This is a genomic window from Streptomyces sp. AJS327, assembly GCF_013450295.1.
Classification (GTDB): Bacteria; Actinomycetota; Actinomycetes; order Streptomycetales; family Streptomycetaceae; genus Streptomyces.
Genome location: NZ_SKBR01000001.1, coordinates 1620512 through 1636455, shown reverse-complemented (window position 1 = coordinate 1636455; position 15944 = coordinate 1620512). Strand labels below are relative to the sequence as shown.

Below are 15944 nucleotides of genomic sequence, written 5' to 3'. Positions count from 1 at the left end.
GGAACGGGAGAAGCGGCGGGAAACCCGGGTGCGCGCGGAGCCGCCATGCCGGACCATGACGCCATGCATGCCCACCCTCAGCCGATGGACGACAGGAGCGCGACCCTGGCCACTCCGACCCAGCCCCAGAGCGCACTGCCCACCCACGTCGCACTCGACACCGGCGACTCCCCGTCCGACGTCGTCGACGCCCTCTTCCTCGGCCGGTTCGCCCGGGGGGAACAGCCCTTCTCCCGGCGGCGCACCGTGGACCGGCTGAAGAAGGGCCACTCGATGCTGCCGCCCGAGGCCACCGTGCTGTGGGAGACCCGGGAGGGCCGGGCGGGCCGACTCCTCGCGGAGGGCGAGGGCTGGACGGCCCTGGTGGTGCGCTGGGCACACGGCGCCGAGATCACCGTCACCGCCGTCGACCCCGAACTGGCCGCCCAGCAGGCGGCGTTGGCGGTGGAGGGCGCGGAGGAGAAGCCGGAGCCGCGGGCCGAACTCGTCCCGATGGGCTTCTGGTACCAGTCCCCCACGTGCGGCCCGCGCCGTACCACCCGGTCCATCTCGGCGGGGTCCTGGCCCGAGGTACGGGGCAACTACACGGCTCAGGTGGCCAGTTCGCTGGACGGACTGATGAAGACCACCCCGGAGGACATCGCGGGCCGTCTCCTGCTGCTGCACGGCCCGCCGGGCACCGGCAAGACCTCCGCGCTGCGCACCCTGGCCCGCGCCTGGAAGGACTGGTGCCAGGTCGACTGTGTGCTCGACCCCGAGCGGCTGTTCCACGACGTCGGGTACCTGATGGACATCGCGATCGGCCCGGACACGGACGACGACGAGGAGAGCGACCGCTGGCGGCTGCTCCTCCTGGAGGACTGCGACGAACTGATCCGGGGAGAGGCCAAGCACGCCGCGGGCCAGGCGCTCTCCCGGCTGCTGAACCTGACGGACGGGCTGCTCGGGCAGGGCCGGAAGGTGCTCGTCGGCGTCACCACCAACGAGGACCTGGAGCGGCTGCACCCGGCCGTCGTGCGGCCCGGCCGGTGCCTGGCCCGCGTCGAGGTGGGCGGGCTGACCCGTGCGGAGGCCGTCGAGTGGCTCGGCACCGAGGAGGGCGTCGGCCGCGAGGGCGCCACGCTGGCCGAGCTGTTCGCGCTCCGCAAGGGGATCGCCCCCGGGGAGCTGCCGGACCGGCCGGGACAGGCGGAGTCCGGCATGTACCTGTGAACTCGCGTGTCCGGTGGGCCGGTTGGCCCGCCCGGACTCGTGGGCCGAACGGTCCCGGAGGTGAACGGCCCTGAACGGAACGGCCTCCGGGGGTGGACGGCTCCGGGCCGAACGCTCCCGGGGCCCGACGGCCTCTCGGCCCCGGGGCCCGAACGGCCTTCCGTCCTGGCCGAGTTGGGAAGTTCCGCTCCCCCGGTGCGCGCCAGCTCGGGCGGCGGGCGCCGGGGCACGCGGACGCGCCGGGCTCAGTCGGTGTAGGCGGCGCGCAGCGCCTCGCCCACCGCCGCCTGCGCCTCCTCCCGGCTGAGGCCGAGCCGCCGCGCGCGTCCGGCGAAGGTCTGCGCCGCCTCGGACACCTCGCGGGCGGCGGCGTCGCGGGCGGCGGCGACGAACGTACCGTTCCGGCCACGCGTCTCGATCACCCCGTCGCCCTCCAGCGCGCGGTACGCCTTGGCCACCGTGTTGGCCGCGAGCCCCAGGTCCTCCGCCAGCCGCCGCACGGTGGGCAGCCGGCACCCGACCGGGAGCGCGCCGTCCCGGGCGCGCGCCGCGATCTGCGCGCGGATCTGCTCGTAGGGCGCCTCGGCGGCGGTGGGGTCGATGCTGAGCTGCAAGGGCACAGGGGCTCCGGGGTACGCGTCGGGACTGCGGACGTACGGGTTCCGGGGGCGGCGCGGGCCGCGCTCCGGAAACCGGCCCGCCTACCGTACGCACCGCCCGTTCCGGGCCCCGCGCGGCGGCCACCGCCACGCGCGTCCCACGCTCCGCCACCCACCCGGCTCCTCCGTCCTGGCGACCGGGTCCCGGGCCAGCGGCCACGGGTCACCGGGTGTCGCCGCTCCCGGTGTCGACGGGGGCGCTGGCCTGGACGCCGCGCCGCGCGTGCTCGCGTACCTGCTCGGCGGTGAGCGCGTAGCCGGTCGAGGCGTCGCTGGTGGAGCGGGCGAAGATGACGCCGTACACCCGGCCGTCCGTGGTCAGCAGCGGCCCGCCGGAGTTGCCGGGGCGGACGGTGGAGCGCAGCGCGTAGATGTCGCGGGTGGTGCCGCTGCTGCCGTAGATGTCCTGGCCGTGCGCGGTGACGCGCTGGGCCACCGTGGCCGCGCGCAGATCGAGCCCGCCGTTCTCCGGGTATCCGGCGACGACGGCGGGCGAGCCCCGGCGCGCGCTCCTGTCGAACGACAGCGCGGGGGCGGAGAGTCCGGGGACGTCCAGCACGGCGACGTCCTTGTCCGGGTCGAAGAGGACGACCTTCGCCGGATGCGGACGGCCCACCCCGCCGACCCGTACCGTCGGGTCGTCGACGCCCGCGACGACGTGCGCGTTGGTCATCACGTGTCCGGCGGAGTAGACGAAACCGCTGCCCTCCTTGCCGCGCCGCCCGCCGTCCACCTCGGCCACCCCCTCGACCTTGACGGTGCTGCGCTGCGCCGCGCTCCGCACCGCGGGGGTGACGGCGTCCCCGGAGGGCTCCGCCACCTCGGCGCCGGGCTCGTTCTCGAAGGGGTTGAAGACCTGCGGGAAACCAGCTCCGGAGAGCGCCTCGCTGGCCTGGTTGAACCAGCTCGCCGCGGAGTCCGGCATCCGCTCGTCCACCGCGCTGAGCAGCGTCGAGCCCCGGATCTCCTGGTTGAGCGACGGCGAGGGGGTGGCGGCCAGCGCGCTCGCGCCCACCCAGCCGACGACCAGCACCGCCAGCGCGTTCACCACGGCGCCGCCCACCCCGTCCGCCCAGCGCACCGGGGTCCAGCTGAGCGCGGAGCGCAGCCGCCAGGCGAGCCGGGCCGCCAGCCCCTGCCCGGCGAGCGCGGGGAGCAGCACCGTCAGCACCGCGACCAGGGTGGCCGCCGGGCTACCGCGGTCGACCAGTTCCATCACGAAGGGCAGCAGCCACACACCGATGATCGCGCCGCCGACGAACCCCGCGAGGGACACCAGCCCCGCCACGAGACCACGCTGGTAGCCGGAGACGGCGAACGCGAGCACGGCCAGCAGCAGGACCAGATCCAGCAGGTTCACGGCGCTCCTCTTTCCCACGGTTTCCCACGGATTCCCACGGTTCCGTGGGCTCCCACGGTGCCCGGGATCTCCCGCTCCCGCCGCGCGAGTTCCGGTTCCGCGTTCCGGGGTGTCCCTGGGACCGCGCCGGGCGGGTGCCCGCTGGCCCCGTGACGTGACGGGCCCCGGCCGGCTGCCGCCGGTTCCTGGGAAAACGCGCGAAGTGGTGCCGCCGGTTCCAGCCTGTGACCGATGGCATAGCGCCACTGGACGGTCCGGGGACGCGCGAACCGCCGTCCGCGGGAGCGGGCCACCCGCGCTCGGCTGGCACGCCGCACGCCGAACGCCGTATCGCGGGCGGGACGGTGGCGGGACGCGGGCCCGCCCGGGCTCCGTGGTCACCGCGGGTCACCGCGGACGCCAGCCCCTGGGCGCGGGGCCGGGAGCCGCCAGCCCACGGCCCCGAAGGCGGGGGCGGAGGTCGAGGGGCGGGCGGGGCGCCGGTGTCGTGCCCGGCGGGCCGCCCGCCCCGTGGGGAGGGGTGCCGCTCAGCGCGCGGCACCCGGGGTCAGGGCCCACGAGGGCCGAGCCCACGAAGGGCTCAGCGGATCACGCGCTGTTCGCTCAGGGAGGGACGGTGTTCCGCTCCTGTTCCCGCAGGCCCCGGCCGACGCGGCTGAGTCCATCCGCGATGATGGCCAGTTCCTCCCGGTCCAGTACGTCGATCAGGGCCCGGCGGACCGCGTCGACATGGCCGGGGGCCGCCACCCGGAGGATCTCCCGGCCCTCGTCGGTGAGCGCCGCGAAGACGCCCCGGACATCCGTCGGACAGGCGCGGCGGCGTACCAGACCGCGCTTCTCCAGGGTCCCGACCTGGTACGTGAGCCCGCTCTTGGACGTGATGAGCTGCTCGGCCAGTTCGGACATACGCATCTCGCCATCTGGTGCCTCGGCAAGGCGGACAAGGATCTCGAACTGTGGATGGGACAGGCCGGCCTCCTCCTTGAGCTGCCGCTCGAGGAAGTGCCCAACCCTGTTGCTCGCTTCGAGAAACCCCTGCCAGGCCGCCATTTCCCGGTCGTCAAGCCACCTGGTGTCGCTCATATGGCTCATCGTACGCGCGCCTGGGCAGACCTCCCCGAGTCACCTGTTCAAATCCAAACCACCTCCCGGTGTTTCGCCCTCTTCGAATTTGAACTACCTTTCCCCTGGGGCGAGTTGACCCCTCGTCCGGCCGATCGAGGACGCTCGGCCACCCCTCGGACCCCGTGCCCGCACCGCGCCCCCGGCGGGGAGCGGGCCCCGTACCCCGCGCGCCCCACCCATCCCTCCACCCGCCGACGCGACCGGCCGGCGGTCCGCGCGGCGACGCGGGCGGCACTCGGCACCACGCACCGTCCGGACACTCCGCACTCACCCAGGGAGCCACGGCCCATGCCCACTCCGTACCGCACCCTCGACACCCCCACGACCCGGACCTCTGACCGGCTGGACGCACCCGTGCCCGTCCCCTCCCCCGGACAGGACTGGGGACTGCTGATCCTGCGGGTCGTACTCGGCCTGACCATCGCCGCGCACGGCACGCAGAAGCTCTTCGGCTGGTTCGACGGCGACGGACTGGCAGCCGCCGGCCAGTCCTTCGAGGCCATGGGCTACCCCTCGGGCGAGGCGATGGCCCTGCTCGCGGGCCTCAGCGAGGCGCTCGGCGGCCTCGGACTGGTCCTCGGCCTGCTCACCCCGCTCGCTGGCGCGGCCGTGGTCGGCACCATGATCAACGCCATCGCCGTCACCCACGAGGGCGGCTTCTTCTCGCCCGGGGGGTACGAGTTCGCCCTGCTGATCGGCGCCGGAGCCGCCACCCTCGCGCTCACCGGCCCGGGGAGCTACGCCCTGGACCGGAGCCTGCCCGTGCTCCGCGCCCACCGCCCCTCGTACGGGGTGGCCGCCCTCGGACTCGGCGGCGCCCTCGCCCTCCTGGTCCTGCTGATCCGCGGCTGAGGGCCACCCGCGCCCGACGGAAGGGGCGCCACCCCGCCGCGCCGGACGGGCCCGCCACCGGGGCGGACGCCGTTCTGGGCCACGGGTCTGTCGGGGTGCTTAGACGGTCCTTAACGGGACCCTAAATCTCGGTCTGATCGCCCGTCACCGGCGAATCCGGTAGCCAGAGCGGACTAGCGTGCGTAGCGCCAGGCCGGGTCGCGACCATCGGCGGGCGGATCCGGTACGTCGCCTCCGGCGACGCCCGGAACCCCCCACACCGTCCGCCGGAATCCGGCGCCGCGTCGCCCCACCTCTGCGGGGCGGCCACCGGAGGCGCGCGGCGCCACCGTCCCAGCGGGCCTGGCACCGGCGCCGTCACCCCCGGCCCTTCACCCCGGGGGTGGCGGCACCGAGCTTTCCGCCACCACGACGCGGAGAACTCCGGGGTCCGGGCCCCGAAGCCCCGGACGCGGGGAACCGCGGGTTCGGCGCTCCGCCTCCCCCGCTCCGCTCCGGGTCTCCCCCTCCGTTCCGGGCTTCGGCTCTCCGGACATCACCGGAGGTTCCGCCGGGCCCGCACCGCCTCCCTTCCACCGTCACCGCCGTGGTCCCTACCATCGAGCGGGAGCCCCCCGGGCTCCCGCGCCGGGCGGCCGAACGACCGGGCACCGGTGAACGCGGCGAGAAGGGGAGGCGCATGACCCGGGAGAACGCGACGGAACCGGCCGACTCGGCGTGGGACGCGGCGGGGACCGAGGAGGTGACCTCCGAGGCGGAGCTGCGCGAGCTGATGGGCGAGCCCCGGCGGCACGCCGCACTGAAGACGCGGACGGTCCTGCACACGCTGGACCGGGAGTGGCTGGCCCGCTCCCCGCTCTGCCTGATCGCCACCTCGGCGGCGGACGGCAGTTGCGACGTCTCCCCGAAGGGCGACCCACCGGGCTTCACCGCCGTGCTCGACGAGCACACCCTCGCGATCCCGGAACGGCCGGGGAACAAGCGGATGGACGGTTTCCGCAACATCCTCTCCAACCCCCGGGTGGGGCTGATCTACCTGGTACCGGGGCGTGGGGACACGCTGCGGATCAACGGCAGCGCGCGGATCGTGCGCGAGGCCCCGTTCCTCGACCAGCTGGTGGTGCGCGGGCACCGGCCCCGACTGGCGCTGCTGGTACGGGTGGAGGAGGTCTTCTTCCACTGCTCCAAGGCGTTCCTGCGCTCGGACACCTGGAAACCGGAGAGCTGGCACCCGGAGGAACTGCCCTCCCGGGCCGGGATCTCCAAGGCGCTGGAGCGCGTGGACGAGCCGCTGGAGGTACTGGAGGAGTACTACGGCCCCGGCTACGCCGACTCGCTCTACACCACCTCGTAGCCCCTCGTAGCCCGTGGCCCACTCCCCGTACGGCCCGTAGCCCGTCACGCCGCGTGGCGGTCCGGGGAACCCGCGGGGGGGGGAGCGAGTCCACCGAGCCGCGTCATGGGCGCCCCGGTGGGTGAGGGGCGGCGGGTGAGACAGGAGACCGCCTCACCGCGCGCCGGGTTCACCCTCTCCGCACCGGCACGACGCCCGCCGCGCGCCCCACGGGAGCCGCGGGCGCCGGGGGCGTGGGCGGACCGCCGCCCACGCGGACCGTGTCAGTGGTCCATGTCCGCGTGCTCGCCCTTGTCGGCGTCCTCCATGTTCGCGTGCTCCTCCGGGTCCATCCCCTCGTGACCACCGCCGTGCTCGCCCTTGCCGGACTTCTCGTGGGCGGGCTTCTCGTGCTGCTCGTGCGTCTTCTCCGGCTCGGCGTTGATCGGGTCGACCAGGCCGCCCACCGCCCACGCGCCGCCGAAGGTGGCCGCGAGCGCGACGGCGAAAGCAGCGATCTTCCCTGCGGTGTTCATGGTGTCTCCCTCCGAGAATGCCGCCCGGGCGGCGGCGCGACGCCAGTCAGGATACCCCCTAGGGGTACTAAATCAAGTCCACTACGAACTTGCGTCGGATACGGGGCAGGGGTATACATGGTCTCGGCACCTTACATACCCCCGATGGGTATGAACCCCGTGTCGCACCGTCTCCAGGGAGGAACCCATGCCGGACACGACGACCGAGACCGCACAGTCCACGTCCTGCTGCACGACCGACGGGAGCTGCCACGGCGAGCCCGTCGCGGAGCAGCCGGTGACCACGGTCTTCCACGTCTCCGGCATGTCCTGCGGACGTTGCAGGGCCACGCTCACCCGGGCGATCGGGGCGCTGGACGGCGTCAGTGAGGTGCGGGTCGACCTCAGCGCCCAGCAGGTCGCCGTCACGACCGCCGGAGAGCCGGACGACGCGCTGATCGCCCGAGCCGTCAGCGAGGTGGGTTATGGCGTCGTGGGTCGGGTCTGACGCCGTGCCGGGAGACGCTCACGCGTCCTCCGCCCCACCACCACCCCTTCTTTCGTCCCCTCTCACCGTGTGCGCGAGGAGCACCTGATGACCACCACGACTGCTGCCACGACCCAGGTCGAACTAGCCATCGGCGGGATGACCTGCGCGTCCTGCGCCTCACGTATCGAGAAGAAGCTCAACCGCATGGACGGGGTGAGCGCCACGGTCAACTACGCCACCGAGAAAGCGAAGGTCTCCTTCGAGCCGGGGGTGGAGGTCCCCGATCTGGTCGCGACCGTCGAGGCCACCGGCTACACCGCCGCACCCCCACCCCCACCCACCCCCACCGGCACCCCGGGCACCACCGGCACCCCGGGTACCACTGACCCGCACGGTCAGGAGAGCCGGGACGGGGAGCTGCGGGCCCTGCGGCAACGCCTGATCGTCTCGGTACTACTGGCCGTCCCGGTCATCGCGATGGCCATGGCACCCGCCCTGCAATTCACCAACTGGCAATGGCTGTCACTGACCCTGGCCGCCCCGGTGGTCGTCTGGGGCGCACTGCCCTTCCACAAGGCCGCCTGGACCAACGCCCGCCACGGCGCGGCCACCATGGACACCCTCATCTCCCTGGGCACCAGCGCCGCCCTGACCTGGTCACTATGGGCACTGTTCTTCGGGACCGCGGGCGAACCGGGAATGACCCACCCCTTCGAGCTGTCCATCGCCCGCACCGACGGCGCCGCCAACATCTACCTGGAAGCCGCGGCAGGAGTCACCGCGTTCATCCTGGCCGGCCGCTACTTCGAGGCACGCTCCAAGCGCAAGGCCGGCGCCGCGCTCAAAGCACTACTGGAACTGGGCGCCAAAGACGTCACCGTCATCCGCCAGGGCCACGAACAACTCATCCGCACCGAGGAACTGGTGGTCGGCGACCACTTCGTGGTCCGCCCCGGAGAGAAGATCGCCACCGACGGCACCGTACTGGAGGGCAGCTCGGCCATCGACGCCTCCATGCTCACCGGTGAATCGATCCCCGTAGAGGTCACCACCGGAGACAACGTCACCGGCGCCACCCTCAACGCGGGCGGACGCCTCCTGGTCGAAGCCACCCGCGTCGGCTCCGACACCCAACTAGCCCGCATGGCCAAACTCGTCGAGGACGCCCAAAACGGGAAAGCCGCCGCACAACGCCTAGCCGACCGCATCTCCGGGGTCTTCGTCCCCATCGTGATCGCCCTGGCCCTGGGCACCCTGGGCTTTTGGCTGGGCAACGGAGCCGGACTGACCGCCGCCTTCACCGCCGCCGTCGCCGTACTGATCATCGCCTGCCCCTGCGCCCTGGGCCTGGCCACCCCCACCGCCCTCATGGTCGGCACCGGCCGCGGCGCCCAACTCGGCATCCTCATCAAGGGCCCCGAAGTCCTGGAGAACACCCGCAAAGCCGACACCGTCGTCCTCGACAAGACCGGCACCGTGACCACCGGCAAAATGACCCTCCTGGAAGTCCACCTCGCCCCCGGCGAGAACGAGACCGAAACCCTCCAACTAGCCGGAGCACTGGAAAACGCCTCCGAACACCCCATCGCCCAGGCCATCGCCACCGGCGCCACCACCCGCACCGGAACCCTCCCACCCCTCGAAGACTTCGCCAACATCCCCGGCCTCGGCGTCCAGGGCATCATCGAGGGCCACGCCGTCCTGGTCGGACGCGAGAAACTCCTGACCGAATGGGCCATCACCCTGCCCGCCCCCCTCACCCAAGCCAAAACCGACGCCGAACACGCCGGACACACCGCCATCACCGTCGCCTGGGACGGACAAGCCCGCGCCATCCTCACCGTCGCCGACGCCGTCAAACCCACCAGCACCCACGCCATCACCCAACTCCGCTCCCTGGGCCTGACCCCCATCCTGCTAACCGGCGACAACCAACAAGTCGCCGAAACCGTCGCCACCGAAGTCGGCATCACCCCCCAGGACGTGATCGCCGAAGTCATGCCCGAAGACAAAGTCAACGTCGTCAAAGACCTCCAGAACAAAGGCCACTCCGTGGCCATGGTCGGCGACGGCGTCAACGACGCCGCCGCCCTCGCCCAAGCCGACCTCGGCCTGGCCATGGGCACCGGCACCGACGCCGCCATCGAAGCCGGCGACCTCACCCTGGTCCGCGGCGACCTCACCGCCGCCGCCGACGCCATCCGCCTCTCCCGCAAAACCCTCTCCACCATCAAGTCCAACCTCTTCTGGGCCTTCGCCTACAACGTCTCCGCCCTCCCCCTCGCCGCCGCCGGACTCCTCAACCCCATGATCGCCGGAGCCGCCATGGCCTTCTCCTCCGTCTTCGTCGTCGGCAACAGCCTCCGCCTCCGCCGCTTCAAACCCACCACAAACTGAGGGAGGATCCACCGAGCGCGGGCCACGGGTACACCCCGTGGCCCGCGCGTACGACCGTCCGGACGTCCCCACCCCGGCGGGACCCACACAGCACGGTGGGCGCCGGTCAGCCGACCGGCGCCCACCGCTTCGGGCGACAACCGCCCTCACCTCACCGCCCGTCACAGCCCGCGGTGAGAGTGACGCGGAGACTCATACACACCCCCCACACCTTGCGTAGCAGTTCGACCCTGGCGATATCGCCGGAGACCCGGCCGCAGGCGGCCACGCAGGACCGCACCGGGCTCCCCGACCCCAGTTGCTTGGTGAGTGACAGCATGCCCCCAATATACCCCTAGTGGGTATAGCGAATACGTCAACGGCACGTACGGCGCCGGGTGTTCGCCCCGTCAGGCCGCCTCCAACGCCCCCGCCGGATACGCCGCCGCCGGGCCGAAGCGGACCCGCGCCCGGTCCGCCGCCGCCTCGGCACGCCGCGCCTTCTCGGCCCGCGGGTCCAGCGAGAGCTGGAGGACGGCCTCCTCCACCGGGATCAGTTCCTCGGCCCGCAGACCCACCGACCGGACACGGGCCCGCTGGAGGCCCAGCGCGTCGTGCAGCGCGTAGGCGGTGGCGGCCAGCACCGGGGTGTGCGCGGTGGGTTCGGCCAGCGTCCGGCTACGGACGGTGCTGGAGCGGTCGGCGTAGCGGACGGTGAGGTGCAGCACCCGGGCCACCTGCCCCTCCGTCCGCATCCGGAAGCCCAGCCCGTCCGCGAGGGCGAGCAGCGCCCGGTGCCGCCGCTCCGGGTCCAACTCGTCGCGGTCGAAGCGGTGTTCCGAGCCGACCGAGCGGGCCGGGGCGCTCGGCACGACGGGGGTGGGGTCGACGCCCCTGGCCCGCGCGACGAGCCGGCGCCCCAGGGCGGCGCCGAGCACCCGCTGCACGGTGCCGGGCGGTGCCGCCGCCAGCCGTCCGACGCTGTCCAGGCCGTACGCGACGAGAATGCGCGCGGTGGCCGGACCCACGCCGTGCAGCGCGGCCACCGGCTTGTCCGCCAGGAACTCCGCCGCCTCCCCGGCCCGCACCACCCGCACCGCGCCGGGCCCCCCGGCGTCCGCGGCCATCCGCGCGAGCAGCGGGTTGACCGAGGCACCGATGACGCAGTCGCTGCCGTGCCGGGCGAGCGCGCGGCAGCGGATGAGGCGGCCGAGCCCGGCCGCGTCCTGGCCGAAGTAGCGCAGCGCGCCGCGTACATCGAGCAGCGCGGCGTCCGGCGGCAGCGCCTGCGTCACGGGGGTGACGTCGGCGAGCAGCCCGAGCAGCTCCGGGTACTCCCCGACGGGGGCGTCGAAGCGCACGTACAGCACGTGCGGCGGCTCCTCCCCGGCGCGGAGCGGCCGGACGCCGGGGAGGCCCCCACCCGGGGCGTCCTCACCTGGGGCGTCCTCGCCTGGGACGTCCTCACCCGGAGCGGGGGACCCCGGCCACAGCGCGCGGCTCATCCCGCGCTCCCCGGGCTGGAGTGCCACAGCTTCCGCGCGGCCCCCCGGGAGCCAGCCGGTTCACCGGCCGGCTGGAGGTCGGCCCAGGGGTGCATCGCGTAGCCGCCCGCGACCTCGACGGTGCGTCCGCCGCCGGTCTCCCGCCCGGCGGGCGGCGTCCCGCCCCGCTCCCGCGCCAGCCTGGCCGCCACCGCGTCCAGCCCGCCGGTGCGCCGGAGTTCGACCAGCTCCCCCAGGTCCCAGGCGGCGGAGCCGACGACGCTGAGGCTGCGCGGACCGCGCCGCTGCACCACCCCCCGCACCAGCAGCAGCCAGGAGTGGAAGACGGTGTACGCGCAGGCCGTGTGGGCGGACGTCTCCTCCCCGCCGTCCGCGTCCCGCCCCTCGCCGGGCCCGGGTGGCGGGTCGTCGAAGAAGGCGCAGTCGACCAGCCCGGTGCCGTCGTCCAGGGTGGTGAAGATGACCCGCCTCCCGGAGCGGATCGGCGGGGTCTGGGTGGCCGCCTTGGCCCCGGCCACCAGGACCGTCTCCCCGTGCCGCACCTCCCGCAGCTCACGCGCCGGGCGGACCCCCAGCTCGCGCAGGAACGCGTGGTGGTCGCTCATGAGGTGCCGGGAGGTGTCCATCCCCAGTACGTCCAGCTCGGCCCCCAGCCGCTCACCCGCGTCCAGGTCGGGAAGCCCGGCGGGCTCCGCCCCGGCCGGCCGCTCCCGCGCCGCGCCCTCGGCGGGCTCCCCCTCGCCCAGCGCGAGCTGCTCCTCCCGCACGCCCACGGACCGCTGGGAGCGGTGCAGTTCGGCGAGGTGCAGCAGCAGGTCCCGGCGGTTCCCGCCGGGGGCGAAGACGTCCAGCGCGCCGGTGCGCGCGAGCCCCTCGGCGACCGGCCGGGGTGGGCGGGCCCGCTGCCAGAAGTCGGGAAGGGAGGCGTAGGGCTGTTCCGCCGCGATCCGTTCCGCGGCGGCCTCACTGATCCCCCGCACCTCGCTGAGGGCCAGCCGTATCCCCCACACACCAGATTCAGACTCCAGTTCGATCCGGTAGGAGGCGCCGGAGTGGTTCACGTCCAGCGGCAGCACCGGAACCCCACGCCGCCGGGCGTCCGCCAGCAGCAGCCGCTTGGGGTACATCCCCGGGTCGTGCTCCAGCAGTCCGGCGAGGAAGGCGGCCGGATGGTGCGCCTTGAGCCACGCGGACTGGTAGGTCGGCACCGCGAAGGCGACCGCGTGCGCCTTGCAGAAACCGTAGGAACCGAACGCCTCCACGATCTCCCAGGTGCGCTCCACGGCCTCCGGCGCGTAGCCGCGGAGCGCCGCCCGCTGCTCGAACCAGGCCCGTACCCGGGGCATCCGCTCCCCGTCGGAGAGCGCCCGCCGCGCCTCGTCCGCCCGGGCCCGGCCGCAGCCCGTCATGGTCGAGAGGATCTCGATGATCTGCTCGTGGAAGACCACCACCCCGTGGGTCTCCCGCAGCGCGGGCTCCAGGTCCGGGTGGGGGTAGCGGGCGGCCCGCCGTCCGTGCCGGGTCTCGATGAAGGGGTTCACCATGTCGGCGGCCACGGGTCCGGGCCGGAAGAGCGAGATGTCGACAACCAGGTCGTGGAAGGTGGCCGGTTGCAGCCGGCCGACCAGGTCCCGCTGGCCCGGCGACTCGATCTGGAAGCAGCCGAGCGTCTCCGTCGAGCGGATCAGCTCGTAGGTGGCGGGGTCGCCGGGCGGTACGTCGGCGGGGTCGTCCAGGTCGATCCGCCGCCCGGTCGCCCGCTCGGTCTCCGCCACCGCGTACGCCATCGCCGACTGCATCCGCACCCCCAGCACGTCCAGCTTGAGCAGCCCCAGGTCCTCCACGTCCTCCTTGTCGAACTGCGCCATCGCGAAGCCCTCGCCGCTGGTGGGCACGGTGGGGGTACGGGAGAGGAGGGAGGCGTCCGAGAGCAGCACCCCGCACGGGTGCATGGCCATCCCGCGCGGGAGCGCGTCCAGCGCCTCGACCAGCCCCCAGAAGCGCTCGTCCCCGCCCCGCTCCTCCGCGACCCCGGCCAGCTCGGGCAGCTCGGCCAGCGCGGCGCGCGCGTCCCGCGCCCTGATGTGCGGGAACGCCTTGGCGAGCCGGTCGACCTCGGCCGGGTCCATGCCCAGCGCGCCCCCCACGTCCCGGATGGCGTGCCGCACCCGGTAGGTCTCCGGCATCGCGACAGTGGCGACCCGCTCCCGCCCGAACCGGTCGAAGATCGCGCGGTAGACCTCCAGCCGCCGCGCGGACTCCACGTCGATGTCGATGTCCGGGAGCACGGCCCTGGCGGGCGAGAGGAAGCGCTCCATCAGCAGCCCGTGTTCCACCGGGTCGGCCTGGGCGACACCCAGCAGATGGCAGACCAGGGAACCGGCGCCCGAGCCGCGCGCGGCCACCCGGATCCCCCGGGCCCGCACGTCCTCGGTGACCTCGGCGACGGTGAGGAAGTACGAGGAGAAGCCGAGCCCCTCGATGACCGCCAGCTCCTCCTCCAGCCGCCGCCACCGCTCCGGCTCCCGCTCGTAGCGCCGGGTGACCATCCCGGCGGCGCACCGGGAGCGCAGCACCCGCTCCGCCGTGCGCCGTCCGGCGCCCACCAGGTGCGGCTCGGGGAAGTGCACCCGGCCGATCCCGATGTCGTCCTCGGGGTCGACCCGGCACTCGTCCGCCGTCCACTCCGTCAACTCCAGCAGCCGCCACGCGGTGCGCCGCCGGTATCCGGCCGCCTCCGCGACCGTCTCGGCCACCGCCGACATGGCGTCCGCCCCCTTCAGCCACCGCTCCCCGCCGTCCCCCGCGCCGCGCGCGTCGATGGGGACCAGACGGCGCGCCGCGTCCAGCACGTCGGCGACCGCCCCGCCCCCCGGATCGGCGTAGCGCACCGCGTTCGTCAGCACCGGGGCGACCCCCTCGGTGGCGGCCAGGCCCAGTATCCGGGCGGCCTCCCGCAGCGGCGCGGTGCCGTCCACGCTCAGCCGGAGCGCGTCCCCGAACACCTCCCGCCAGCGGCCCAGCAGCCGGGCCGCGCGGTCGGGCCGCCCGGCCGCCAGCGCCCGCCCCACGTCCGAGTCGGCGCCGAGCAGCACGGTGACCCCGGGCCCGCCCAGCTCCGCCCAGGGCAGCAGCGGGCGTTCGCCGCCGTCCGCGTGGGCCGCGGTGATCAGCTGGCAGAGCCGCGCCCAGCCGTGGGCGCCGTCGCGGGCCAGGAAGACGGCCCGCTGTGCCGACTCATCGACAAACGCTCCGCCCTTGACCGGTGCGCGACGGCGGCGCACCGCGCTGGGCGCCTCCGGGCACTCCTCCACCGCCAGGTCCACCCCGTAGACCGGGCGCACTCCGACCCGGGCGCTCGCCTTGGCGAAGCGCACCGCTCCGGCGAGGGTGTCGCGGTCGGTGAGCGCGACGGCGTCCATCCCGCGCTCGGCGGCCCGTTCGGCGTACGTCTCCGGGTGGGCGGCGCCGTACCGCAGGGAGAACCCGGAGGCGACACGCAGGTGCGTGAAACCCGGCATCCGGCGTCACCTCCCACTTCCCGCTGCTGCACAGCCACTGCCCACGCGCCCCCTCGCACTCCACCGGGCACCACCATAAACCAGCCATCGAACTTTCGTTCGACACCCTTTCCTGGCAGGTCACCGCTGATCACCCGGGCCAGCCGTGGCCGAAAAAAGAAAGTTGACGGACGCGCACCGGCTCCGGAAGCGTGCGTACTCCACCACCGAGACCCCGGGCACCGCCGGCGGGGACGACCGGCCGGGCGACCCACGGGGCGACCGCGGACGAGAGGGATACATGGGCGAGCAGAAGGACCGCATGCTGGCCGGAGACTGGTACCTCCCCGACGACCCCGAGCTGGAGGCGGACACCGCGCGCCGGCTGGAACTGTGCGCCGCCTACAACACGACCAGTCCGCCGGTCCCGGAGGAGCAGCGCACGCCACTGCTGAAACGGCTGCTCGGCTCGGTCGGGGAGGACGTGCGGATCCGGGCGCCGTTCCACTGTGACTTCGGCTACCACATCAGCGTCGGCGCCGGCAGCTTCGTGAACTTCGGCGCGGTCTTCCTCGACCCGGCCCCCATCACCATCGGCGCCCACGTGCAGATCGGCCCGAACGTCCAGCTGCTGACCGCGACCCACGAGCTGGACACCGAGCGGCGGCGGGCGGGCTGGGAGAAGGCCGAGCCGGTGACCATCGGCGACAACGTCTGGCTCGGCGGCGGGGTGATCGTCTGCCCCGGGGTGACGATCGGCGAGAACACCGTGGTCGGCGCGGGCGCCGTGGTCACCAGGGACCTTCCGGCCGGGGTTCTGGCCGTCGGCAACCCTGCGCGGATCGTCCGCTCCCTCGACGGCTAGCGGCCCCGCCCACTCCAGCCTCCGCGCGCCCACACCCCCGGGCCACGGCGGATCGCCCGGACGCGCCAGGTCACCCAGGTCGCCCGCGCCACCCCGTCCCTCCGGCGGCCCGCCCGTACCTCCGGCGACCCGGGAGCAGCCCGCCGTTTCCC

The 15944-nt window shown here is 73.9% G+C and carries 13 protein-coding genes; 6 read left to right on the top strand and 7 right to left on the bottom strand.

From position 1 onward, the window contains the following. The first annotated feature begins 84 nt into the window (after window positions 1-84). Window positions 85-1212, top strand: coding sequence for a DUF5925 domain-containing protein (locus tag E0L36_RS06595; protein WP_180927872.1), 1128 nt, complete (start codon window positions 85-87; stop codon window positions 1210-1212). 245 nt (window positions 1213-1457) lie between these two features. On the opposite strand, the gene E0L36_RS06590 is transcribed toward E0L36_RS06595, so the two are convergent. The 3 genes from E0L36_RS06590 to E0L36_RS06580 all read right to left on the bottom strand — a co-directional run bounded on the left by E0L36_RS06590 (window position 1458) and on the right by E0L36_RS06580 (window position 4314). Then, window positions 1458-1832: a GntR family transcriptional regulator gene (locus E0L36_RS06590; RefSeq protein WP_180927871.1), complete on the bottom strand. Its 375-nt coding sequence runs from the start codon at window positions 1830-1832 to the stop codon at window positions 1458-1460. 202 nt (window positions 1833-2034) lie between these two features. After that, a complete protein-coding gene (locus E0L36_RS06585; protein ID WP_180927870.1) occupies window positions 2035-3231 on the bottom strand; it encodes a MarP family serine protease in 1197 nt (398 codons plus the stop codon). A gap of 603 nt (window positions 3232-3834) precedes the next feature. Next, window positions 3835-4314, bottom strand: coding sequence for a MarR family winged helix-turn-helix transcriptional regulator (locus tag E0L36_RS06580; protein ID WP_180927869.1), 480 nt, complete (start codon window positions 4312-4314; stop codon window positions 3835-3837). Between the two features lie 330 nt (window positions 4315-4644). Between E0L36_RS06580 and E0L36_RS06575 the strand changes: the two genes are divergently transcribed. Then, the gene (locus E0L36_RS06575; RefSeq protein WP_180927868.1) at window positions 4645-5208 is read left to right on the top strand and encodes a DoxX family protein; all 564 of its coding nucleotides are present in this window, start codon (window positions 4645-4647) and stop codon (window positions 5206-5208) included. Between the two features lie 679 nt (window positions 5209-5887). Beyond that, the gene (locus E0L36_RS06570) at window positions 5888-6562 is read left to right on the top strand and encodes a pyridoxamine 5'-phosphate oxidase family protein (protein WP_180927867.1); all 675 of its coding nucleotides are present in this window, start codon (window positions 5888-5890) and stop codon (window positions 6560-6562) included. Window positions 6563-6825: 263 nt separating this feature from the next. Here E0L36_RS06570 and E0L36_RS06565 read toward each other — a convergent pair whose 3' ends face one another. Next, complete coding sequence (locus E0L36_RS06565; RefSeq protein WP_180927866.1) at window positions 6826-7077, bottom strand: hypothetical protein; 252 nt, start codon at window positions 7075-7077, stop codon at window positions 6826-6828. Between the two features lie 187 nt (window positions 7078-7264). Between E0L36_RS06565 and E0L36_RS06560 the strand changes: the two genes are divergently transcribed. Both E0L36_RS06560 and E0L36_RS06555 read left to right on the top strand, forming a co-directional pair. Further along, the gene (locus tag E0L36_RS06560) at window positions 7265-7564 is read left to right on the top strand and encodes a heavy-metal-associated domain-containing protein (protein WP_180927865.1); all 300 of its coding nucleotides are present in this window, start codon (window positions 7265-7267) and stop codon (window positions 7562-7564) included. 87 nt (window positions 7565-7651) lie between these two features. Further along, on the top strand, window positions 7652-9943 hold the full coding sequence (locus E0L36_RS06555) for a cation-translocating P-type ATPase (protein ID WP_180927864.1): 2292 nt from the start codon (window positions 7652-7654) through the stop codon (window positions 9941-9943). 151 nt (window positions 9944-10094) lie between these two features. Here E0L36_RS06555 and E0L36_RS06550 read toward each other — a convergent pair whose 3' ends face one another. The 3 genes from E0L36_RS06550 to E0L36_RS06540 form a co-directional block, all read right to left on the bottom strand. Then, complete coding sequence (locus E0L36_RS06550) at window positions 10095-10262, bottom strand: hypothetical protein (protein ID WP_180927863.1); 168 nt, start codon at window positions 10260-10262, stop codon at window positions 10095-10097. Between the two features lie 70 nt (window positions 10263-10332). Further along, the gene (locus E0L36_RS06545) at window positions 10333-11427 is read right to left on the bottom strand and encodes a hypothetical protein (protein WP_180927862.1); all 1095 of its coding nucleotides are present in this window, start codon (window positions 11425-11427) and stop codon (window positions 10333-10335) included. After that, the gene (locus E0L36_RS06540; RefSeq protein ID WP_180927861.1) at window positions 11424-14948 is read right to left on the bottom strand and encodes a DNA polymerase III subunit alpha; all 3525 of its coding nucleotides are present in this window, start codon (window positions 14946-14948) and stop codon (window positions 11424-11426) included. The genes E0L36_RS06545 and E0L36_RS06540 overlap by 4 nt, the downstream gene beginning before the upstream one ends. 280 nt (window positions 14949-15228) lie before the next feature. On the opposite strand from E0L36_RS06540, the gene E0L36_RS06535 reads away from it, so the two are divergent. Next, a complete protein-coding gene (locus E0L36_RS06535) occupies window positions 15229-15792 on the top strand; it encodes a sugar O-acetyltransferase (protein ID WP_180927860.1) in 564 nt (187 codons plus the stop codon). Window positions 15793-15944 lie beyond the last annotated feature (152 nt).